Origin of the sequence: Peribacillus saganii (assembly GCF_003429095.1) — a bacterium.
GTDB lineage: Bacteria > Bacillota > Bacilli > Bacillales > DSM-1321 > Peribacillus > Peribacillus saganii.
Window position 1 is genome coordinate 66,279 of record NZ_QVTE01000055.1, and the last position, 22,158, is coordinate 88,436.

General features: G+C 42.3%; 21 protein-coding genes. 18 read left to right on the forward strand and 3 right to left on the reverse strand.

What is annotated here, in order from left to right; all coding sequences use genetic code 11:
- Position 1 precedes the first annotated feature (1 nt).
- The 6 genes from D0469_RS18420 to D0469_RS18445 all read left to right on the forward strand — a co-directional run bounded on the left by D0469_RS18420 (position 2) and on the right by D0469_RS18445 (position 5,835).
- Entirely contained in the window at positions 2 to 949 is a 948-nt protein-coding gene (locus D0469_RS18420; RefSeq protein WP_233523115.1) for a dimethylarginine dimethylaminohydrolase family protein, read from the forward strand.
- 99 nt (positions 950 to 1,048) lie between these two features.
- Entirely contained in the window at positions 1,049 to 2,476 is a 1,428-nt protein-coding gene (locus D0469_RS18425; RefSeq protein ID WP_117328193.1) for an amidohydrolase family protein, read from the forward strand.
- A gap of 169 nt (positions 2,477 to 2,645) precedes the next feature.
- Positions 2,646 to 3,323, forward strand: coding sequence for a GntR family transcriptional regulator (locus tag D0469_RS18430; protein ID WP_117328194.1), 678 nt, complete (start codon positions 2,646 to 2,648; stop codon positions 3,321 to 3,323).
- Positions 3,320 to 4,168: a fumarate hydratase gene (locus D0469_RS18435; RefSeq protein WP_117328195.1), complete on the forward strand. Its 849-nt coding sequence runs from the start codon at positions 3,320 to 3,322 to the stop codon at positions 4,166 to 4,168. The genes D0469_RS18430 and D0469_RS18435 overlap by 4 nt, the downstream gene beginning before the upstream one ends.
- A gap of 15 nt (positions 4,169 to 4,183) precedes the next feature.
- On the forward strand, positions 4,184 to 4,762 hold the full coding sequence (locus D0469_RS18440) for a FumA C-terminus/TtdB family hydratase beta subunit (protein WP_117328196.1): 579 nt from the start codon (positions 4,184 to 4,186) through the stop codon (positions 4,760 to 4,762).
- 2 nt (positions 4,763 to 4,764) lie between these two features.
- Entirely contained in the window at positions 4,765 to 5,835 is a 1,071-nt protein-coding gene (locus D0469_RS18445) for a tartrate dehydrogenase (protein WP_117328197.1), read from the forward strand.
- Between the two features lie 533 nt (positions 5,836 to 6,368).
- Here D0469_RS18445 and D0469_RS18450 read toward each other — a convergent pair.
- The 3 genes from D0469_RS18450 to D0469_RS18460 are packed head-to-tail and all read right to left on the reverse strand — an operon-like array spanning position 6,369 to position 8,900.
- The gene (locus D0469_RS18450) at positions 6,369 to 7,421 is read right to left on the reverse strand and encodes a DctP family TRAP transporter solute-binding subunit (RefSeq protein ID WP_117328198.1); all 1,053 of its coding nucleotides are present in this window, start codon (positions 7,419 to 7,421) and stop codon (positions 6,369 to 6,371) included.
- Entirely contained in the window at positions 7,366 to 8,319 is a 954-nt protein-coding gene (locus D0469_RS18455) for an NAD(P)-dependent oxidoreductase (RefSeq protein ID WP_117328199.1), read from the reverse strand. The genes D0469_RS18450 and D0469_RS18455 overlap by 56 nt, the downstream gene beginning before the upstream one ends.
- Positions 8,316 to 8,900 (reverse strand): amino acid synthesis family protein, encoded by a 585-nt coding sequence (locus D0469_RS18460; RefSeq protein WP_117328200.1) that lies wholly within the window; start codon positions 8,898 to 8,900, stop codon positions 8,316 to 8,318. The genes D0469_RS18455 and D0469_RS18460 overlap by 4 nt, the downstream gene beginning before the upstream one ends.
- Before the next feature lie 228 nt (positions 8,901 to 9,128).
- Between D0469_RS18460 and D0469_RS18465 the strand changes: the two genes are divergently transcribed.
- The 12 genes from D0469_RS18465 to sdhA all read left to right on the forward strand — a co-directional run bounded on the left by D0469_RS18465 (position 9,129) and on the right by sdhA (position 22,145).
- Positions 9,129 to 9,689: a TRAP transporter small permease gene (locus D0469_RS18465; RefSeq protein ID WP_117328201.1), complete on the forward strand. Its 561-nt coding sequence runs from the start codon at positions 9,129 to 9,131 to the stop codon at positions 9,687 to 9,689.
- A complete protein-coding gene (locus D0469_RS18470; RefSeq protein ID WP_117328202.1) occupies positions 9,686 to 10,954 on the forward strand; it encodes a TRAP transporter large permease in 1,269 nt (422 codons plus the stop codon). Before D0469_RS18465 ends, D0469_RS18470 begins: the two co-directional genes overlap by 4 nt.
- A 31-nt stretch (positions 10,955 to 10,985) precedes the next feature.
- Positions 10,986 to 11,630 (forward strand): GntR family transcriptional regulator, encoded by a 645-nt coding sequence (locus D0469_RS18475; RefSeq protein WP_117328203.1) that lies wholly within the window; start codon positions 10,986 to 10,988, stop codon positions 11,628 to 11,630.
- 51 nt (positions 11,631 to 11,681) lie between these two features.
- Entirely contained in the window at positions 11,682 to 12,545 is an 864-nt protein-coding gene (locus D0469_RS18480) for an HpcH/HpaI aldolase/citrate lyase family protein (RefSeq protein WP_117328204.1), read from the forward strand.
- A gap of 12 nt (positions 12,546 to 12,557) precedes the next feature.
- A complete protein-coding gene (locus tag D0469_RS18485) occupies positions 12,558 to 13,910 on the forward strand; it encodes an MmgE/PrpD family protein (RefSeq protein WP_117328205.1) in 1,353 nt (450 codons plus the stop codon).
- A 45-nt stretch (positions 13,911 to 13,955) separates the two neighbouring features.
- Positions 13,956 to 15,422, forward strand: coding sequence for an SLC13 family permease (locus D0469_RS18490; protein WP_117328206.1), 1,467 nt, complete (start codon positions 13,956 to 13,958; stop codon positions 15,420 to 15,422).
- A gap of 89 nt (positions 15,423 to 15,511) precedes the next feature.
- On the forward strand, positions 15,512 to 16,177 hold the full coding sequence (locus tag D0469_RS18495; protein WP_117328207.1) for a GntR family transcriptional regulator: 666 nt from the start codon (positions 15,512 to 15,514) through the stop codon (positions 16,175 to 16,177).
- A gap of 57 nt (positions 16,178 to 16,234) precedes the next feature.
- The gene (locus D0469_RS18500) at positions 16,235 to 17,434 is read left to right on the forward strand and encodes an ATP-grasp domain-containing protein (RefSeq protein ID WP_117328208.1); all 1,200 of its coding nucleotides are present in this window, start codon (positions 16,235 to 16,237) and stop codon (positions 17,432 to 17,434) included.
- Positions 17,435 to 18,352, forward strand: a complete 918-nt coding sequence (locus D0469_RS18505) for a succinate--CoA ligase subunit alpha (protein WP_117328209.1) — start codon at positions 17,435 to 17,437, stop codon at positions 18,350 to 18,352.
- Positions 18,349 to 19,713, forward strand: a complete 1,365-nt coding sequence (locus D0469_RS18510) for an MmgE/PrpD family protein (RefSeq protein ID WP_117328210.1) — start codon at positions 18,349 to 18,351, stop codon at positions 19,711 to 19,713. The genes D0469_RS18505 and D0469_RS18510 overlap by 4 nt, the downstream gene beginning before the upstream one ends.
- Positions 19,695 to 20,345 carry a succinate dehydrogenase cytochrome b558 subunit gene (locus D0469_RS18515; protein ID WP_117328211.1) on the forward strand — a complete coding sequence of 217 codons (651 nt, stop codon included), beginning with the start codon at positions 19,695 to 19,697 and terminating at the stop codon, positions 20,343 to 20,345. The genes D0469_RS18510 and D0469_RS18515 overlap by 19 nt, the downstream gene beginning before the upstream one ends.
- A 30-nt stretch (positions 20,346 to 20,375) precedes the next feature.
- Positions 20,376 to 22,145 carry a succinate dehydrogenase flavoprotein subunit gene (sdhA, locus tag D0469_RS18520; protein WP_117328212.1) on the forward strand — a complete coding sequence of 590 codons (1,770 nt, stop codon included), beginning with the start codon at positions 20,376 to 20,378 and terminating at the stop codon, positions 22,143 to 22,145.
- Positions 22,146 to 22,158: the final 13 nt, after the last annotated feature.

Consider the following 22,158-nt stretch of genomic DNA (forward strand, 5'->3'; position numbering starts at 1 on the left):
AATGATTCAGCAACTGAAGGTACAAGGGGAAAGGTGGTTTCCTTCTGAGTCCAGTTTTTTTGAAGAAATGCAGCAGTTATGGGGAGACTGGTATTGCGATTCGGAAATAGGAAAGCTTAAAGCGGTTTTAATGCATCGTCCGGGTCAGGAAATTGAAGGAATTACAAAGGAAAACTTTGCAGAATTCCGGTTTCGTGCTCCTATTCAGCCAGTAAAGGCAAGGGCCCAGCAAGATGCACTTGCAGATATATACAAACAGCATGGTGTTCAGGTGCATTATGTTGAAGGACAGCGGACTGACAGGCCCAATGCAATGTTTATGCGTGACCTAATGTTCATGACCCCGGAAGGAGCCATCGTTTGCCGTCCCGCAATCCCTGCAAGGCGCGGAGAAGAAAAGGCCGTTGCGAAAACTCTTGCCTCACTTGGTGTGCCAATTATCAAAACGATAAATGGAGATGGATACTTTGAAGGGGCAAGTGCCATGTGGATTAATCGGGAAACTGTGATAATTGGTACAGGAAGCAGGACAAACGAGTCGGGAGCACAGCAGGTTGAAGGAGAACTAAGAAATATAGGCGTAAAAAATATTATCAGGACACAAATACCATTTGGATCCATCCACTTGGATGGATATATGAACATGGTTGATCAAAATAAGCTATTAATTTTTCCTTGGCATGTTACCTATAACTGTGCCAAACAGTTACTGGATTGGGGTATCGAACTGATAGAATTTACGGATATCAATGAATTAAAACAGGGTATGGGCATGAACTTTGTAGTTCTGGAACCTGGAAAATTAGTCATGCCATCCGGCAATCCATATACTAAAACCTTACTGGAGTCACATGGGATTGAAGTAATTGAAGCAGAAATGGATGAAATTATGAATGGCTGGGGAGCGATTCACTGTATGACAGCATTTTTGAAGCGTGAGCCTGTCTAATTCATGCAAGGCGGGAGAATTTTCCCGCCTATAATTAATGTTTACAGATAATAAATCCCGGAAAACGAAATCATTTTTATTTTGAAATGGGGAAACAGCGTGAAGGCGGATATTATTATTTCTCATGCATTTGTGTTGTCGATGGAAGGGCCTGGAGTAGGGATGATTGAGGATGGAGCGGTGGCCATCAAAGGCAATAAAATCGCAGCTGTAGGGACAACCCGGGAAGTGATGGCAAAATTCTCTGCTGATGAATGTATTAATGCGAAAAATAAATTGGTTATGCCTGGCCTCATAGACGCCCACATACATACAGGATTGGCAATCGTCAGAGGTGTAGCCCAGGATATGATGAACTGGATGCAGGAAGGTTTATGGCCGTTTACCAAGTTTGTATCCCCTGCTGACAGCCTTGCCGGTTCCATGGTCAATATTATTGAAGGCATCAAAGCAGGCACGACAACATTTTGCGACTATGATGCCAACATGAATGATATCGTCACTAATTATGCCAGAATCGGTGCAAGGGCAAGGGTCGCTGAATTAATTAATGAAATTCCTGATAATATTGGGGACATACCTGTTGGTGAGCTTTATCCTTTTTATTCATCCATTGGAGAAAGAAAACTGCATAATAATATCCGGCTGCTAAACATGTGGCACGAAGCAGAAAACGGTCGGATTACATGCATGTTCGGACCGCATGGCCCGGATATGATGAGGCTAGAATTATTGCTCGAGATAAAGGCTCTTGCTGAGAAGTATGATACAAAACTTCATATGCATGTCGCCCAGGGTGATCGTGAAATAATGCAAATGGAAAAACGATATGGAAAACGCTCTATTCCTTTTCTTGAAGAAATCGGGTATCTAAGTAATAGATTGCTTGCCGTTCATCTTACAGAGGCAACAAAGGAAGAAACAGCACTTGTGGCGAAACATGGAGCCTCGATGATTAACTGTGCAGGCAGCATTGGGATCATTGATGGAATCGTTCCTCCATTACTTGAATTTTTAGAAGCAAATGGCACGGCTGCCCTCGGCTCAGACCAGGCTCCTGGAAACAATTGCAATAATATGTTTAATGAAATGAAATTTGTTTCAATCCTCAATAAAGTCAAAACGAGAAATCCGGCAACATTTACGGCTACGAAGGCGCTAAGGCTGGCAACCATTGAGTCTGCAAGGGCGATTGGGCTGGAGCATGAAATTGGATCTCTGGCGGCAGGAAAGAAAGCAGACCTTTTAATTATGAATTTGGAAGTGCCAAGCATGGCACCTATTATTACTTCTCCTATACGTAACATCGTTCCAAACCTGGTATACTCTGCAAACGGAAGTGAAATTGAATCTGTAATGATTGACGGAAAATTTATTATGGCTAATAGGAACATTACAACTGTCGATGAAAAACAAGCAATTAAAGAAATGCAAAAATCAGCAGAATCAATTAGTGAGAAAGCGAAGGTGGAGCTTCAACATTCAAAAAGCCCGTTATTAGCAATGATGAGGAACGGAGATTTATGACCTTAAAAGAAATGGACCTGATGGAGAAACTCCTGTTTCACCGCTGAGTTCTTTGATTAAAAAATTATTGAAGATGAAAAAAGAATTGAAAAAACTGAAAACTTAGACTACTATTAATTTATAACCTGTCGACAGCCGACATAATTTCGAACAAAAGAATTGAGGTGAAATGGAGCTGGAACAGAATCAGTTGCAGAAGGCTGTGCCGTATTATGAACAACTTCAGCAAACCTTAAAAACGAGAATCTGGAATGGTTTATACAAACCTGGTGAACGAATTATCGAGGCCCAAATCGCTAAGGAACTTTCGATTAGCCGGAGTCCGGTAAGAGAAGCAATAAGGGCACTTATTAATGAAGGATTGCTTGTCACGGATGAAAAGTCCCAAATTATTGTTTATGAACCTTCAATATTAGATGTTAAGGAAATTTATGAATGCCGTATTGCACTGGAGTCTGCAGCAGTAGCGTTGTCAGCTGAGAGAATCACAGAAGAGCAGGTATCGGATCTCGAAAAGATATTACAAGAAACGGAGACTGCAATAAAACAGGGTGATAAGGAAGGGCTAGTCGCCTGCAATGCAAAATTCCACCAGTACATTATTATTTGCAGCGGAAATTCAAGATTGAAAAAGCTGGTTGATGATTTACAGTCTTTAACGCATTTTTTCAGAGTCATTAATATTGAGGGCCCTAATCGTGGAGAAACGATTTTAAAGGGGCATAAAGAGATTTTTGAAGCGATAAAAAAAAGAGACCCGGAACAAGCATCCAGAAAATTAGCCGACCATACCCGGGAGGATCTTGCGAATATTATACAAATCATCGAACAAAAAGGGGAGAGATGAATTTGCGGATCGTACAGGCAAAGGAAATTACGGAAGCGGTTGCAAAACTTTGCTGGGAGGCATGTTACTACTTGCCAGAGGATGTATTAGCAGGGTTTAAAGAAGCTGAAAGGACAGAGGCATCGCCAATCGGCAAATCAATCCTTCAGCAGCTGCTGGTCAATGCAGAGGAAGCAAAGGTCAATCATATGCCATATTGCCATGATACGGGGATGGCGGTTGTTTTTATTGAAATCGGCCAGGATGTCCATGTAACGGGAGGGAACTTCCTGGACTGTGTGCAGGAAGGAGTAAGAGTAGGATACCGGGACGGATTTTTAAGAAAATCGGTTGTTGGGGATCCATTGTTGCGTGTTAACACAAATGATAATACACCTGCAGTCGTACATACAGATATCGTTCCGGGAGACCAAGTTAAAATAACCGTTCTTCCAAAAGGAGGCGGCAGCGAAAATATGAGTGCCATGAAGTTTTTGCTGCCGGGTGAAGGGGCAAAAGGGGTTAAGGATTTTGTTCTTCAGACAATCAAAAATGCAGGTGGAAAAGCATGTCCGCCTGTAGTAGTTGGAGTGGGAATCGGCGGAAGCTTTGATAAGGTTACCAACCTCGCAAAGCATGCCGTTCTTCGGGAAATTGGTGTACATCACCCGGATCCGCATATTGCCGAGCTGGAGGCTGAGCTTCTCGAAGAAATCAATAACACAGGTATCGGGCCACAAGGGTTAGGCGGAACAAGCACAGCATTATGGGTGCCGATTGAAACATATGCATGCCATATCACTGCGCTTCCGGTGGCCGTAAATATTCAATGCCATGCTGCCAGGAAGAAAACAGCAATTGTTTAAAGAGGAGGAATAATAATGGCTGAATATAGGCTTAAGACTCCGCTGACAGATGAAGACATCGAAATGTTGAGGATTGGCGACAGTGTCCTGTTAACCGGTACGATTTATATGGCTAGGGATGCCGCACATAAAAGGATGGTTGAACTGCTGGAAGCCAATAAGCCCCTTCCGGTTAATTTAAAGGGAGAGATCATTTTTTATGCCGGTCCGTGCCCGCCAAAACCAGGCCAGATCATTGGTCCTGTAGCTCCGACAACTGCTTACAGAATGGACCCTTATGCACCTGCCATGTATGAATATGGAGTTAAAGGGACTATCGGAAAAGGACCAAGAAGGGAAATGGTTAAAGAAGCATGCAAAGAATTTAAAGCGATTTCATTTGCGGCGATCGGCGGCCTTTCTACCATATTGAGCAGGAGGATCACGGATGTGGAACTGGTAGCTTACGAGGACTTGGGTCCTGAGGCTATCAGAAGGCTTGAAGTGGAAGATTTCCCTCTATTGGTGGCTTATGATTCTTACGGCGACGATTTATATGAACAGGAAATTCCTAAATACGAAAACTACCAAAATAATAAAGGAGTTGTATCATAATTATGAAACAGTTTGATATCGCAGTTTTACCAGGAGACGGAATTGGAAAAGAAGTAGTGCCGGCAGCAACTAGGGTGTTAAATGCTGTCGCAGACGTGCATGGCGGCCTCAAATTTAAATTTACAGAATTCCCTTGGAGCTGTGACTATTATGTTGAACACGGCAAAATGATGCCGGATGATGGACTGAACACTCTTCAAAACTTTGAGGCTATTTTTCTAGGCGCGATTGGCAACCCGCAGCTGGTAGCTGACCATGTTTCCCTGTGGGGCCTTTTGATTAAAATTAGAAGAGAATTTGAACAGTCTATTAATATCCGTCCTGCCAAGTACTTTAAAGGGTTAAAATCACCGCTTGTGAATCCGAACGACTTTGACTTGATTGTTGTCAGGGAAAATAGTGAAGGGGAGTACAGCGAGTCTGGCGGAAGGATCCATAAAGGCGAAGACCAGATTGCGATCCAGAATGCTATCTTTACCAGAAAAGGTACAGAGCGGGCCATGCGGTATGCGTTTGACCTTGCAAAGAAAAGAAGAGGACATGTTTCTTCCGCAACAAAATCCAATGGAATTGTTCATTCGATGCCGTTTTGGGATGATGTTTTCAATGAAATTAAGCAGGATTATCCGGACATCCAGACAGCATCCTACCATATTGATGCCTTGGCTGCATTCTTTGTTACCAGACCGCAAATCTTTGATGTTATCGTAGCCAGCAATCTATTTGGCGATATTTTAACAGATATTGGCGGAGCAATTATGGGCAGCATTGGAATCGCCCCGGCAGCAAATATTAATATTAATGGCAAATATCCGTCCATGTTCGAGCCGGTGCATGGTTCTGCACCGGATATCGTTGGCACAGGAACTGCCAATCCGATAGGCCAAATCTGGACAGCTAAAATGATGCTTGACCATTTTGGAGAATACGAACTTGGCAAAAAGCTTCTAGATGTTGTTGAAGAAGTAACAAATGACGGATTCAAAACTCCGGATATTGGCGGAACTTCCACTACAGATGAGGTGGCTGATGAAATCTGCAGCAGATTGAAGAAAACCGCTGCTGTTTCTTAAGAAAACAAGATAGCCCGAATATAAGAGAAGGGGGTCCGATCCAAAGTCACAATATGTGATGCTGGATCGGATCTCTTTTTTTGCTTAGTGTTTAGTTATAGGTTAAGAGAATATTGTAAAGTACAGAGAATTGAATGAGTATGTTAGCTCGCGATAGGAAATGCGGTTCTATTATACTCAATTTAGAGCTAATAATTCTATTACTCACCAATTAGGTTTAACGTGTACGAAAAGCAAATTGGAGAGGGGAATTATATGTATATTTGCTGAAAGATTGCCTGCCGGAGGGGTTCTGAATGTTTCGGAAGCATGTTCTGAAGTACAAAAAAATGGGCTAAATAGCAGATTAATTGATTAGCAGATGGGAAATAGAACAAATTTAGGAGAATAATAGAGAAAGATTCGAATAGATAGGGTTTCAATTACTCAGCTGCTAGAAAAAAGAAGAATCAACTATTGATACAAATGAAAGGCAAGGAACCCAGCTCCCTATGATGGATTGCTAATGATCCTTGCCCTTTATAAATTAAATATTACTTGCTTTCAGCATCGCTAACGATGTCAGCACCGATTTTTTCTTTCCACTCATCGTATACAGGCTGCAGTGCTTTCTTAAAGGCTTCTATTTCTGCTTCAGAAAGTTCATTTACTTTTGTTTGACCACGTTCCTTGATTATCTTAAGAGCGTCTTCATTCAACTGCTCAGCTGATTCACGTGCTACCTTAGTACCTTCATCTACGCCTTTTTGTACAATTGCTTTTGTTTCCTCATTCATCTCATCCCAGAATTTTGTGTTTGTTAAGAGGGCATAGTCAACGCGGGTGTGGCCCATAATTGTCATGTACTTTTGCACTTCGTCAAACTTTTTAGATTCAATGTTGCTAAAAGTGTTTTCCTGTCCGTCAACAGTACCTTGCTGTAGAGCTGTGTATAGTTCACCAAATGGGATGGAAGCAGAACCTGCTCCTAATTGTCCATATAATGCCTCAAGCAGCTGACCGCCTTGCGTACGGATTTTCATGCCATCTAAATCCTCAGGAGTTTTGATTGCTTTTTTATCATTTGTCATATGTTTTGCGCCATTTGGCCACATAGAAAGACCGAGAACTCCGTCCTTTTCCAAACGCTTGAAGATCTCCTTTCCTTTTTCACCATCCCAGAAGGCATTGGCAGCATCGTCACTTTCAAATAAGAAAGGCATTGCAGGGATGTTAAAGCCAGGGTCGTTACCAACCATTTTTGACATATCAGGAATAATAAACTGAACATTATTAGCGACGAGGTTTTGATATTCATCTTTATCACCAAATAATTGGCTGTTTGGATAAACTTGAACCTTGATTTTGCCGCCGGATTCTTTTTCAATGACTTCCTTCATCTTCAATGCACCATGGTGCTTAGGAGTATTTTCAGCAACAACGTGTGAGATTTTAATTGTCATTTCCTGAATACCGCTGGCACTTTCTTTATCGCCGCCTTCAGCTTTGCCGCTTCCTTCTGTTTCTTTGGATGAATTACAAGCTGCGAGGCTAAATGCCAGCGCCAGTGTTAGTACTCCCAGAAACAATTTTTTTAGATTCTTCATTTAAGTTCCCCCTTTTTAATAAGTAAGTAGATACAAATTTATTGATTTCGGTGTGATCGGCTTCTTCCTCCAATGCGCGGCTTGCTTCGTCCAATTTTTGGAAAATAAGTCCAGGCAGGAGGGTTTGGGCAGAGGACTCCGAGAAAATCTGATGGGCCATTGCTACATCCTTCCGCATTAATTCCAGGCTAAATCCAGAATCATAGCTTTCTGGCAGTATAAATGAAGGGAATTTATATTCCGTCGATCCGCTTCTGCCTGTGCTTTGATTAATAACGTGGATCGCTGTTTCAGGATTTACATTAAAAGACTCTAATAATTGAATAGCTTCACAGCTTGCCAGCAGGTGGGTGGCTGAAAGGTAATTATTAATAGCTTTTATTAGGTGCCCGCTGCCTGCTGGTCCCACGTGAAAGACGTTTGTACCCATGCAGCAAAGCAAACGCTTACATTTTTCGAACAGATCAGGCTCGCCTCCTGCCATAATCGTCAAGGAGGCAGTAATGGCTTTTTTCACTCCGCCGCTGACAGGTGCATCAAGGAATTGGATGTTATGGTCTTGAAGTATTTTTTCATTATTCCGTGTATCAGCAGGGTAGGAGCTGCTCATGTCGATAGTGACAAGATTTCGGTTACTATCACCGGTTTTATTATATAAACCAATAATATCAGTAACTACTTTATTTACAATCGTGGAGGAAGGAAGCATTAAAATAAGGTAGTCTGCAAGAGGCAGGATATCCTCCAGGTTTCCTGTTTGGCCGCCTGCCTGCTCAAACTCTGCTATGGCAGACTTATTTACATCCATTCCAAAAACTTGATAATCTTTGTTTAAAAGATTTTTCGCCATGGGCAAGCCCATTTTACCCAGCCCGATAAAACCTATCGCTTCGCTCATGAAGGGAAGACTCCTTCTAGCTCCTTATGTAAAGAACCAATTCTGGGATGGGCACGGCCGCTCGATGCAACAACAGCAGAAATCACAATTTCATCATTTCTCGGTGCATCAGGAATCCGTGTTTCAAATGTCATATGATGGCTCCGTGTTTTAGCATCCCGTTTATGCTTAATTGCAAGATCGAGGCTGGCACCAGCGGCGGCCCTTTTTTCTGCTGAGGGCAAAAGTGTTTCAGCATTATCACAAATAGTTCTGAAAGGGTTTCCAAAAGTAAGCGTATGAATGATGGCGGATCCATGCTCTATCTCCCCATCAAGCCCAACCAGTGCTCCTTTTCCAAAAGCTTCTACTTCTTTGCCTGTAATGCCGAGTGCTTCAATTGCCCTTTTCGGAAGAAGGTCACCTAATTTTTCCGAGTATGTGTTTACTAAAGGCTGTAAATCTTCTACATATTTCCCTGCAAACGGATTTTTGATAACGGCCATAGCCGCAGCTATCCTGACAGGTTTTTCTGCTTCCTTGAAGCCTTCAATGAAGGTTTCCTCGCAAATCGTAACGATTTTCCGAATTTCTAATTCCATTTTCTTAACCTCCTTGAAATAGGATAATTGGATACAATGTGATCCGCAAAGATGTAATTTCTATCGTTGTCTTTTTCAGTATATCAAACCATAGCACTATTGTGAATATAAAAAATATATGAAAAAGATAAAATTTTCTGTTTATTTTACTTTTCAAATCTTGTATATTAGGAAATAGGTCCAGGACAAAAATTGGATACAATTCAGAAAAAGGAGTTGAATGAAGGCATGAAGCTTCTAAAAAAACTTGATAGCTTCGAAGAGGGAATTGCAGGCGTGTTATTTGTTGGAGGAGTTTTAGTAAGTTTATATGGTGTGTTTATGCGCTACGTGATAAACGCTCCACCTGCATGGGTTACAGAAATATTTGAATTCATGCTGGTTTGGTCGATCTTTATTGGCTTTGGGATGGCGCTAAAAGATAATAGACATATACAGGTTGAATTACTGTTTGACATGCTTCCTAAATTGGCAAAAAGAATAGTTGCTTCCATCGCTAATTTAATTGGAGGATTGTACTCTATATATCTTGCTTATTCTTCGATTGAATTGATAACGCTTACAAAAGAGCAGGGCATCAAAACAATTGATGTTGGCATTCCAATGTGGATCACCTATCTTGTACTCCCTATTGGAATGGGCTTGCTCGGAATCTACTTTTTTGTTAAAGCATTTAAGGCTGCAAAAGGTGATCAAAAGGAACTTGTTGGTGAATTGGAAATGATGATGGAAGAAATGAAAGAAAGCAATCCGCAATCAAATACTAATCAGAAAGAGGTTGGCGCATGAGTCCAGTTCTTGTGTTATTTCTTACCTTTGCTGTTCTTTGCCTTATCCGTGTCCCAATAGCTGTCAGCCTTGGTTTATCAAGCATTTTGGCACTCTCCATGATCGACTTCACTCTCTATACAGTCATCCAGAAAATGTTTAACTCCCTTAATTCAGCAACACTAATGGCAATTCCCGGATTCGTCTTTGCCGGAATCATTATGGCAAAAGGCGGAATTTCCTTTTACTTAATTGAAGCCTTAAAATCCTGGGTTGGCCACATCCGCGGTGGATTGGCAATCGTTACAATTTTAGCTTGTATGATTTTTGCAGCCATTTCAGGCTCAAGCCCGGCAACGGCAGCGGCAATTGGAAGCATTATGATTCCGGGGATGGTTAAGGCCGGCTACAGCAAGCGGTATGCAATGGGATTGGTTGCTGCTTCAGGAACTTTAGGAATACTGATTCCGCCTTCGATCCCTCTTATTATCTATGGCTCAGTTGCAGAAGAATCAGTGGGAAAGCTATTCGCAGCCGGAATCATTCCAGGTTTAATGCTCGGGGGAATTCTATTAATATCTGCCATTATACATGCTCGTATAAATAACTTTGGCGCCCTGCCAAAAGAATCGATGGAGAGCAGAAGGAAGAAAACACTAAAAGCTATATGGGGCTTCCTATTGCCTGTCATTATTCTTGGTGGAATTTACTCAGGGGCAGTTACTCCAACTGAGGCTTCATTCGTTGCCTGCTTCTATGGTGTTATCGTATCCGTATTTATTTATAAGGAGATGAGTTTCCCGAGATTTAGGGAAGTGCTTAAAGAATCTATCAATATCACTTCAATGATATTCCTTGTTATCGCAGCTGCGATGATTTTTGGAATGTTTTTGACGACAGAACAAGTACCGCAGAACTTTGCTGCATGGATTGAGGAAAGCACAACAAATAAATGGATTTTCATGCTTGGTGTAAATCTTATGTTCTTTGTATTGGGTATGTTCCTGGAGGCAGTGGCTATTATTTTGATTACTCTTCCAATCTTACTGCCTGTTCTAGCCATGTTTGATATCAACATTATTCATTTTGCTATCATCATGACAATTAACATGGAACTGGCCATGATTACTCCGCCGGTAGGATTGAATCTATTTGTTGTAAGCGGTATTACAAGAGAAAAGGTAGGAGAAGTGGTAAAGGGCGTTGTACCTTTCTTTGCTCTTATGGTCCTAGCACTCGTTTTGGTAGTTATATTCCCGCAAATTTCACTGCTGCTAGCAAAATAAATATGGTCATTATTTTAACTAGGGAGATTCTATGAAACAATCCACCGAGTTTTCTACATTACAGGAACAGGTGACTGCCACCATCAGAGAAGCCATCTTCAAACAGGTATTCAAGCCCGGAGAAAGGCTCATTCAGGATGAATTGGCTTCAAAACTAGGTGTAAGCAGGATGCCGATCAGGGAAGCGTTGCGCTGTTTAGAGAGGGAAGGGCTAGTAGAATTCCTTCCCCATAAAGGAGCCCAGGTGATCGGGATTACTAAGGAAGACATAGAGGAGCTGTATTATCTTCGGTCTCTGCTTGAAGGGGTAACGGTACAAAAATCGATGTACTTTTTAACGGAGACTGAAAGAACACAACTGGAGAAGATTGTGGAAAAAATGGATATGGATATCGCTGACAGAAACGTAGATTCCTATGTGAAACATAACCAAGACTTTCATATCCTTCTCCAGCACGGATGCAGCTGGAAAAAAGTAAAAATGTTAACAAGCCAATTTACTGAGGGGTATCCAGTATATGTTCCAAGCATGCTTCCAAAAACGATGACTATTTCTAACATGGAACACAAGGCGATGCTAAAAGCTCTGGATGAGAAAGACCCGATAAAGCTGCGCCAGATTGTTGAACACCATATTATAAGAACCGGAAATTTGCTTGCTCAATTGTTTGAGTAAGCAGGTTTTCTTTAAAAATTGGATCCAATATCCAAGGAGGAGGAATATAAGGTGAAAACGAAACGTTCCTATTTATTCGTACCAGCTTCATCAGTAAAATTAATGGAAAAGGCATTAGCCAGCGCAGCCGATTGTGTCATTTTTGATTTGGAGGATGCTGTCGCTCTTAATGAAAAGCAGGCAGCCAGGGAGAGAGCGAAAACTTTTCTTCAAAATAATGAGCTAGTAAAAGACGTGTATATAAGAATTAATGATATTACGACACCTTTTTGGAAAGAGGATGTAGAAGCAGCGGTTGAGGCTGGGGCATTTGGAATTATTGTCCCAAAATCAGAAAGCAGCGGAAACATGAAGGTAATTTGCCAGACAGTGACGAATACTTTGGAAAGAACAGGAAGAGAAATAGGGAGTTTTGAAGTCCTTCCATTGATCGAAACAGCAAGGGGTGTTCACTTTGCTTATGATATTGCTACATCTCATTCATTAATACCCCGCCTTGTATTTGGATCGATCGATTACGCTCTAGATCTGGATTGTCAGCTGACACCTGAGGGAGAAGAGCTGATTTATGCCCGGTCTCAAATTGTTAATGCTTCAAGAGCCGCAGGCATAGATAATCCGGTTGATGCCGTTTACCCGGACTTGGCGAATGAGGATGGCTTGCGGAATGAAGCTGTTCGTGCTAGAAAGGCTGGTTTTAAATCTAAGCTTTCGATTCATCCAAAACAGCTTGAACCGATCCATGAAGTTTTCACTCCTTCCCAGCAAGAGCTTGATGAAGCTTTCGAAATAGTACAGGCGTTTGAAAAAGCAGAAAAACATGGAGTAGCCTCGATTGCAGTTGGCAATAAATTAGTTGATTACCCGGTTTACAAAAAGGCAAAAAACTTACTGGCATATGCCAGCCTTGCGTAAGGAGATTAGGAAATGGTAACAGAAAAATTAGCATTACATATTAAAAATACTTCATACGAACAGCTTAGCCAAAATGCAATTTATGAAGCAAAGCGCAGTTTATTGAACTGGCTGGGTGTTGCAATAGGGGCTGCTGAGCATGAATCAATGGAAAAAGTATTTCATGTTGCCAGCCTGACAGGAAGCCAGCCGCAAGCAACCGTTTTCGGAAGAAAAGAAAAAGTAGATATTCTCTTTGCTGCATTATTAAATGGAATGTCGTCACATATATTTGATTTTGATGATACTTTGCTTGAAACGGTGCTTCACCCGTCTGCTCCAGTTTATCCTGCAATTTTGGCATTTGCTGAAAAAGAAAGGAGAAGCGGAAAAGAAGTATTAGAAGCGTTTGTCATCGGCTGTGAGGTGGAAGCTAGGCTTGCTTTAAGCGTGTATCCATCACATTACTGGCGCGGCTGGCACATTACTGGAAGTGTGGGCGGAATAGGAGCAGCTGCTGCAATCAGTAAAATGCAGGATCTCGAAGTAGAAAATACCCAATATGCACTTGGGATTGCAGCGACAGAACCAACTGGACTTCGGGAAATGTTTGGAACAATGACAAAACCGTTTCATCCGGGAAAAGCTGCAATGAACGGGCTTTTAGCCGGACTCATGGGAGGTCAGGGCTTTACAAGCTCGAAACAGCCGCTTGAGGCAGAACGCGGATTTATCAAAGTATTATCTGAAGAAAGCAAAATGGACATTATCACGGATAATTGGGGAGAAAAATGGGAAGTCGAAAAAAACAGCTATAAGCCATTTGCAAGCGGTATCGTTACACATCCTGCAATTGACGGCATTATAGGGATACAGAAGCAGCATAGTCTGCGAGCGGAAGAGGTAGAATCAATTACCATTTTCGGACATCCGCTTGTTAAGGAACTAACTGGAAAAACGGAGATTTTTACCGGTCTTGAGGGTAAATTCAGCGTTTTCCATTGTGTTGCGTCAGGTTTTCTTAATCTGAAGGCTTCAGTTGGCGAATTTACAGACGAATTTGTCAACGACCCAACTGTTAAGGGGCTTAGGGGGAAAATTCACCTGGTCATTGATGAGCAAATGAAAGAGGATCAGGCGAAACTAGTAGTAAAACTTTCAGATGGCCGTGAACTGACACATTTTGTTGAACATGCGATAGGAAGTATGGATCAGCCGATGAGCGATCAGCTGCTAATTGATAAATTTATTGATGTTACCGGCACTATAATCAGCGTTGACGCAAAGCATCAGTTAATCGAGATGGTTCAGCGATTTGAAACGCTTGATGACTTAACAGTTTTCTTTGACTTATGCCGCCCTCTTGAGAAAGGGAACCAAGTCTAAGCATCCGCTTTAAGCAAAGGCTAAGGAACGAAAGAAGGAAAATGAATGGGATCTCCCAATACAAGGGCAAAAATGAGAGTTCTTCCAAAGAAATCTAGCCCGCTCATGATTGAACCGTCTAAACTGGCAGTTTTAATTACTGGGATTTTACTAATGGGGGCAGTGTTCTTTTTACTGCCCTCCGATTATTCCCATTCAGCAAAAATTATGCTCTCCATATTGGCGTTAAGTGTGTTCTATTGGACATTTGAACCAATTCCTCTTGGGGTCACTGCCCTCCTGATGCTGATTTTAATGCTGGCTTTTGGTGTGGTTTCCACAGAGGTCATTTATAGCGGATTTGCTTCCCCGGCGGTCTTTTTAATCATCGGAGGAATGATGCTGGCGAGAGGGGTTAATGATACACCTCTTGCTAAAAGAATCGCCTATATGTTCCTGGCCAAATGGGGAGGAACTGCAAGGGGATTATTGGGCAGCATTTTAATCATTCCTCAGATTCAATCGTTTTTCATTCCTGCAGCTGCTGTAAGGGCGACTCTGCTGCTTCCTGTTGCAGCTATGTCGCTCGAAACTGTGGGAGCAAAAGGGAATGGAAATCTTAAGAAAATGATCTATCTGGCTGTTGCATTTGGAACGACCATCTCAGGGACAGCGGTCATGACTGCTGCTATTGGAAATATTCTTACAGTAGAGCTATTAAAGTCGATACTTGATATAAAAATAACCTATATGCAATGGTTTCTTTATACTTTTCCAATCTGGCTTTTCCTGATTCCGACTGTCTGGATTTTATTGCTTAAATGGTTTCCGTTAAAAGAGGAAGAAAGAAATTTTCCCCATGTTCGGAAGGAAATTAATAATAAAATAGCAGAGCTGGGCAAGATGTCGATTGAAGAAAAAAAATGCCTATGGATATTAATCGTAATTATGGGTCTATGGTTCACAGAATCCCTCCATGGCCTGCATCCGAGCATTCCAGCTTTGATAGGTGTTGTATTGATGGCGTTTCCGGGAATTGGGTGCGCGAAGTGGGAAAACCTGGTCAAAATTAATTTTGATACGGTTTTGCTGCTTGGTGTAACACTTTCGCTTGGCTATGCCTTCAATGAATCCGGGGCTGCTGCGCTTGTAGGAGAAAGCTTAAGCACTGATTTGATTATTGAGCTGCTCCAATCACCTGTTATCGCTGTTATTACAGCTTTGATAATTACTCATATTCTTCATTTGGCGGTTGCGAATGTTTCAACAGCTGTAGTTACACTCATTCCAATTTTTATCGGTTTATCCGCGAAGGCGGGAGCAGATCCAGTCCTAATCTGTGTAACAGCATCACTTGCCTGTTTGCATGGATACATCCTCGTCGTGGAAGCTACTCCAAACATTATTGTTTACAGCACTGGGCAAATTCAGCAAAAAGAATTTTTACTGCCCGGTTTAATCATGACTTTCCTTATGACTGTCATAACTGTTATTACTGCAGTAACTTGGTGGAACTGGATTGGATTTTTATAATAAAAATATTCAGATAAATCTGGACATTTACAATTGGATCCAGTATCCTAAATGCAAACGCCAATTAAGCAGAAAGAAAGGTTACTTACATGTCAATGAAACAAGGATTACGGATTGATAACAGGGATACCCTTCACCTTAAAGTGTGCAATGTTATCCGGGAAGCAATCATCAGAGGGGACTTTAAACCTGGGGAACGGCTGAAGCAATCAGACATGGCCGAACAGCTTGGTGTCAGCCGGATGCCGGTCAGAGAAGCGTTCAGAAAATTGGAGTCAGAAGGACTAATCATCCTGGAGCCTCATAAAGGAGCAATCGTTAAATCGATTCAGGTAGAAGACGTCGCAGAAATATATGCGCTGAGGGCAGAGCTTGAAAGAATAGCGGTGGAGCAAAGTGCAGACCTGCTGACAAATGATGATACTCAGCAGCTTAGCTACCTGGCTGATCAAATGGAAACAGCTGAAGATGTTGATGATTTTGTGCAATACAATATTGATTTTCATAAGCTTCTGATAAAGCGCTGCAACTGGGAACGGCTGAATACCTTTATTACAACATTATGGAATGGCCTTCCGCAGCAAACTCCCCATTTGCTTGAAGGGCAGACTGAAATGTCTAACAAGGAACACAGGGCAATTATTAATGCAATTCAGAACAAAGAAAAAGGCAAAGCAGGGAAACTTGTAGCTGAACATATTAAGCGGACCGGTGAAAAGCTAATTAATAGTTTAGAGAAAGAAGGGCAGTCATAATCACGGCCTTTTTTTGAAGAAAAAATTGGATCCAATATCCTATTTGGAGGTAATAAGATGGGTAGAATGCTCGAAGATGCCAGTAAAACAATTCTGAAAGAAAATGGAATTCCTGTTCCTATGCATTGGGTAGTCGAATCTGCTGAAGAGATCAGCCAGGAACAACTTTATAGCTCACGTGTCCTAAAAGCACTCGTTCCAGTTGGGAAACGTGGCAAAGCAGGAGCGATCAAATTCGCTGATAATGTAGATGATGCACAAACTAAAGCAAGAGAGCTTTTCGGAATGACAGTAAGAAACTATCCAGTCAACAAAGTTTTAGTAGAAGAAAAAATTAATATTGATGAAGAATGGTATGTTTCGATTACGATAGATCCACTGCAAAAAACACCGGTCATCATAGCAACGACAGAGGGCGGAGTGGAAGTGGAGGATCTGGTAAAGGATTCACCCGAAAAGGTTGTTATTTATAATGTAGAACCATTTTCTCAGCTGCACCCTTATGAAGCGAAGGAAATATGGAGCAGGCTTGGGGTAACAGGAAAACCGCTTGTAAAGGCGACATCGGTGCTTTGCAAGCTTTATGAAGTGTTCATCAAATACGATTGCTACATTCTTGAAATTAATCCTTTAGTCCTTACAAAGGATGAGGATGTCATGGCAGCTGCTTCGGTCATGGGAGTAGATGATTCAGCCCTTTATCGCCACCCGGAACTAGCAGGGATTGTCGAATCTGGCAGTGAACGTTCATGGAGACCTCTGACAGATCTTGAAAAAGAAATGGTTAAGGTAAATGATGCAGATTATCGCGGTACTGCCAGATATACGGAAATGGAAGGCGGAAATATTGGCTTTATGTGCGGCGGCGGCGGCGGAAGCTTATTGAGCTTTGATGTGCTTGTTTCATTGGGTGCATCTCCGGCCAATTACACTGAAACAGGCGGAAATCCTTCAGAGGAAAAAGTTTATGGATTAACAAAAGGGATTTTATCCAAAGCGGGCGTTGAAGGGCTGTTCGTCTCTCAAAATATAACAAATAACACGCAAATTGACGTAATGGCAAGAGGAATTGTCAAAGCTGTCCGGGAGCTTGGTCTCGATCCAGCCACATTCCCGATTGTTGTGCGGCAGGCCGGGGTTAATGATGAAGAAGGAAAGCGCGTTTTTGTTGAAGCAGGCATTACTTATTTTGGGGAAGATCATACGATTGAAGAAGCAGCCGCAGTTATGGTGCAGAAGATGAAGGAGGTATGTTAAATGGCAATTCTAATTGATAAGAATACTAGAATCTTTGTCCAGGGAATCACCGGAAGGGAAGCTTCCATGATTGTCAGCCATACCCTTGCATACGGTACAAAAATCTATGCGGGGATCACCCCAGGAAAAGGCGGACAGCAAGTCCAGGGCATTCCCGTTTACGACACGGTTAAGGAAGCTGTAGAAAAGCATAACGTAAATGCCAGCCTGGTTGTTGTACCACCAGCCTTTACGCTGGATGCTGTTTTGGAAGCGATAAAAAACGGAATAAAATTAATTGTAGTTACTACTGAAAATATCCCGCAGCATGATGTCATAAAATTGTTATATATCGCTCGAAAAGAAAATGTAATCATCATTGGGCCAAACACAGTTGGGATGATTAATCCTAAGGATCGCATAAAAATGGGTTCCATTGGCGGCGACCGTCCTGATCGCTGTTTTGTTCCTGGCAATGTTGGCGTTATTTCCAGAAGCGGCGGAATGACAGCAGAAACTTCATGGATGGTAAAGCGGGCAGGGTTTGGTGTAACGACGAGTGTAGGAATTGGAGGCGATAGTTTTATCGGATCTACCATTAAGGATTTGCTGGCTCTATATGAAAAAGATGAAGAGACAGAAGCTGTCGTTACTTTCTCTGAACCTGGCACATCATTCGAAGAAGATGCAGCACAATTTTTAAAAGAAGGCGGGTTCACAAAACCGTTAATCTCCTTTGTAGCCGGTAAGTTTACGGAAAACCTGCCTGAAGGTACCGTTTTTGGCCATGCAGGAGCAATGATTTCAGGCAACACTGGCCGCCCATCGCTAAAAGTGAAAGCGCTTCAAGAGGCAGGAGCCCATGTGGTTGAACGTTACGACGATATGATTGGTCTATTAAAATCCGTACTCGGAGAAAAAGTGGGGGAAGCAAAATGACATTATCAAAAGCATTGGCGGAATATGTAACTGCTTTAAAATTTGAAGACTTGCCAGAAGAAGTGGTTGAATTTACAAAGCTGTGCATCCTTGACTGGTATGGGTCCGCCATCGCGGGAAAAGATAAAAAGCCGGTACAGTCGATAAAAGAATTAGTGGAGGAATGGGGAGGACATGAACAGGCCAGCCTGGTAACGGGTGGAAAGTCATCGATTGGCCATGCTTCCTTAGTAAATGGTGCTGCAAGCCATATTGTGGAACTTGACGATATTCATAAATCATCTATTATCCATGCAGCAACGGTAGTTATCCCTGCAGCAGTTGCAGCAGCGGAAGCACACGGGCTGAGCGGAAAAGAACTGATCACCTCTATTGTAGCAGGGTATGAGGTTTGTTACCGTATCGGTGAAGCAGTATCTCCATCACATTATTATTATTGGCACAATACTGCAACATGTGGCACTTTCGGTTCGGCAGCTGCAGTTGCAAAGCTATTAAAATTAAATGTTGAACAAACGATGCATGCTCTCGGCAATGCAGGAACCCAGGCAGCCGGATTATGGGAATTCATTGAAGATGGTGCTAATACTAAACAGCTCCATACAGCAAAAGCTGCATATAATGGTGCCATGGCAGCACTGCTCGCAAAAAAGGATTTCACAGGAGCAAGCCAGATACTGGAAGGGCGAAGGGGATTCTTTAATGCAATGTCTGAGTCCTTTGACATTTCTAAGATTACAAACAATCTTGGCCAGGAATATAAAATCATTGAAAATAGCTTTAAAATACATGCATCCTGCCGTCATACACATCCGGCAGTTGATTGCATCCTCGACATCATGAACGAACACTCCATAGATTACAAGCAAATCAGCCGCATCACAATCAAAACCTATCAAACTGTCATCAATATTACGGATAAACCAAATCCTGACACAGTCTATGCATCAAAATTCAGCAGCCAGTTCTGCGCAGCACTGGCGGCGGTGAAAGGATCTGCAGGATTAGCGGACTTTAACGAAGAGCGCTTAGCCGATCAGGAAATTATAGAAGTCATGAACAAGGTAGAAGTTATGGTCGATCCTTATTATGAATCAGCTTATCCCGAAAAGTGGGGAGCTTTGACAGAGGTTGAACTCGAAACCGGCAAAAAGTACTCCAAGTCTACGGATTATCCAAAAGGAGATCCGGAGAATATGGCAAGCCGAGATGAGCTGATCCAGAAGTTCGTCACGATGACTGCCGGGTTATTGAATGATTCCGAAAGCCAGGTCCAGGCAATTTTAGGATTGGATAAAATAAATGTGAGTGAATGGCTGAAGGGAGAAACGAGGGAAGCAGAATGCCATCCAATACCGTAACCCAGCTAAATTACACGGCGTCGACGAGAAAGAGCAGATTTGTCCTGTCCAGGCTGCATTCCCTGGCAGGGCTCCTGCCTCTTGGCATTTTTATGGTGGAGCATCTGCTTTCCAATGCATTAGCCATTTTTGGGGCTGAACGATATAACGAGCATATAGCGATGCTTCAAGCGATTCCATTTTTGCCGCTTTTCGAGATTACCTTGATCGCAATTCCGCTATTATTTCATGCGATTTATGGCATCTACTTATCATTTATTTCTAAACCAAACGCAAATGTTTACAAATACCAGCGAAACATATATTTCATGCTTCAAAGAGTTACGGGAATTATTACTTTAATATTTGTAATCTATCACGTATGGTCATTCAGGCTGGGCCCGTTATTAAGCGGCACAGAAGTCAGTCACAGCCTTGTCAGTGAACATCTGGCTAATCCATTCATATTTGTATTCTATATCACTGGGGTAATTAGTGCTATATTCCATTTCTCAAATGGAATTACAACCGGATTAATCACATGGGGAATAACGGCCGGTCCTGCGTCACAAAGGGTCGCTAGGAAGATCTGTACGGGTGTTTTTGTCATATTGGCAGGAATGGCCGTTGTCAGTTTATTTTCCTTCCTATAATATGGTCCGACAAACGGAGGTTATAAAGTAATGGGCAATCAGGAAATTATTGTCGTTGGCGGAGGCCTTGCAGGCTTGATGGCTACGATTAAAATAGCAGAGGCAAAAAAGAAAGTAAAACTGTTTTCTCTCGTTCCGGTTCGCCGGTCACATTCAGTATGCGCCCAGGGAGGAATTAATGGGGCAGTGAATACAAAGGGAGAGGGAGACTCCATATGGGAGCATTTCGATGACACGGTTTATGGCGGGGATTTCCTTGCCAATCAGCCTCCTGTCAAAGCGATGTGCGAAGCGGCACCGGATATCATCTATTTGCTGGCAAGGATGGGCGTACAGTTCAACAGGACTGAAGAAGGCCATATTGATTTTAGGAGACTGGGAGGAGCGAAATACTCCCGTACCGCCTTTGCAGGATCAACAACCGGCCAGCAGATTCTCTACGCCCTAGACGAGCAGGTTCGCCGCTATGAATCGGAAGGTTTGGTTGAAAAATTCGAGTATTGGGAGCTTGTTTCCCTTATTAAGGACGAAGAGGGTGCTTGCCGCGGGATTATCGCAGAGGACCTGAAAACAATGGAATGCCAATCTTTTCCTGCTGATGCTGTTATTCTGGCATCCGGCGGAATCGGCAATATTTTTAGAAAAAGCACTAATTCTATCATTAATACAGGCAGTGCACATAGTATTGCGTATCAGCAAGGTGCAAAATATGCAAACGGAGAATTTATCCAAATCCATCCAACAGCAATTCCAGGCGATGATAAACTTCGTTTAATGTCTGAATCTGCAAGAGGAGAAGGCGGAAGGGTTTGGGTATACCGCGACGGGAGGCCTTGGTATTTTCTTGAAGATAAGTATCCTGCATACGGCAACTTGGTTCCAAGGGATATTGCTACCAGAGAAATCTTTTCTGTTTGTGTCGATTTAAAGCTTGGAATTAATGGAGAAAACATGGTTTATCTTGATCTTTCCCATCTTCCTGCAGAAATGCTGCAGAAGAAGCTCGGCGGGATTTTAGATATATATGAAAAATTTGTTGGAGAAGACCCTAGAAAATTGCCAATGAAGATCTTCCCGGCAATGCATTACTCAATGGGCGGCCTTTGGGTGGATTATGACCAAATGACCAATATTCCGGGGCTTTTTGCTTGCGGTGAATGTGATTATCAGTTTCATGGAGGAAACCGCCTGGGAGCTAATTCATTAGTATCGGCAATTTATGGCGGCATGGTAGCAGGCCCTAAAGCTGTGAACTATATCAGCGGGCTGGAAAAATCCGTTGAAAATCTGCCAGACTCACTATTCGAAAACGAGCGGCTGAGACAGGATGAGAAAACAGAACAAATTTATAAAATGGACGGTTATGAAAATCCTTTCCAGCTTCACGTCGAAATGAGTGATTGGATGGTCGACAATGTGACAGTAGTCCGTTACAATGACCGTCTTCAAAAAACGGATGAAAAGCTTCAGGAATTGCTTGAAAGATACAACAATATTGGCATTGATGATACAACCAGATGGCAAAACAAGACAGTGCCTTTTGTTCGCCAATTGAAAAATATGCTTGAATTAGCGAGGGTTATTACGATTGGGGCACTTAACAGGAATGAGAGCCGAGGTGCCCACTATAAACCTGAATTTCCTGATCGGGATGATGAAAATTGGCTCAAGACAACAATCGCTGAATACAGTCCGCTAGGCCCGGTACTTTCTTATGAAGATGTGGACACTCAGTTTATTGCTCCAAGACAAAGAAGATATGACATTGTCACATCAAGCAAAGAAACAGCCAAAGCATAAAGAGCAGGAGGTG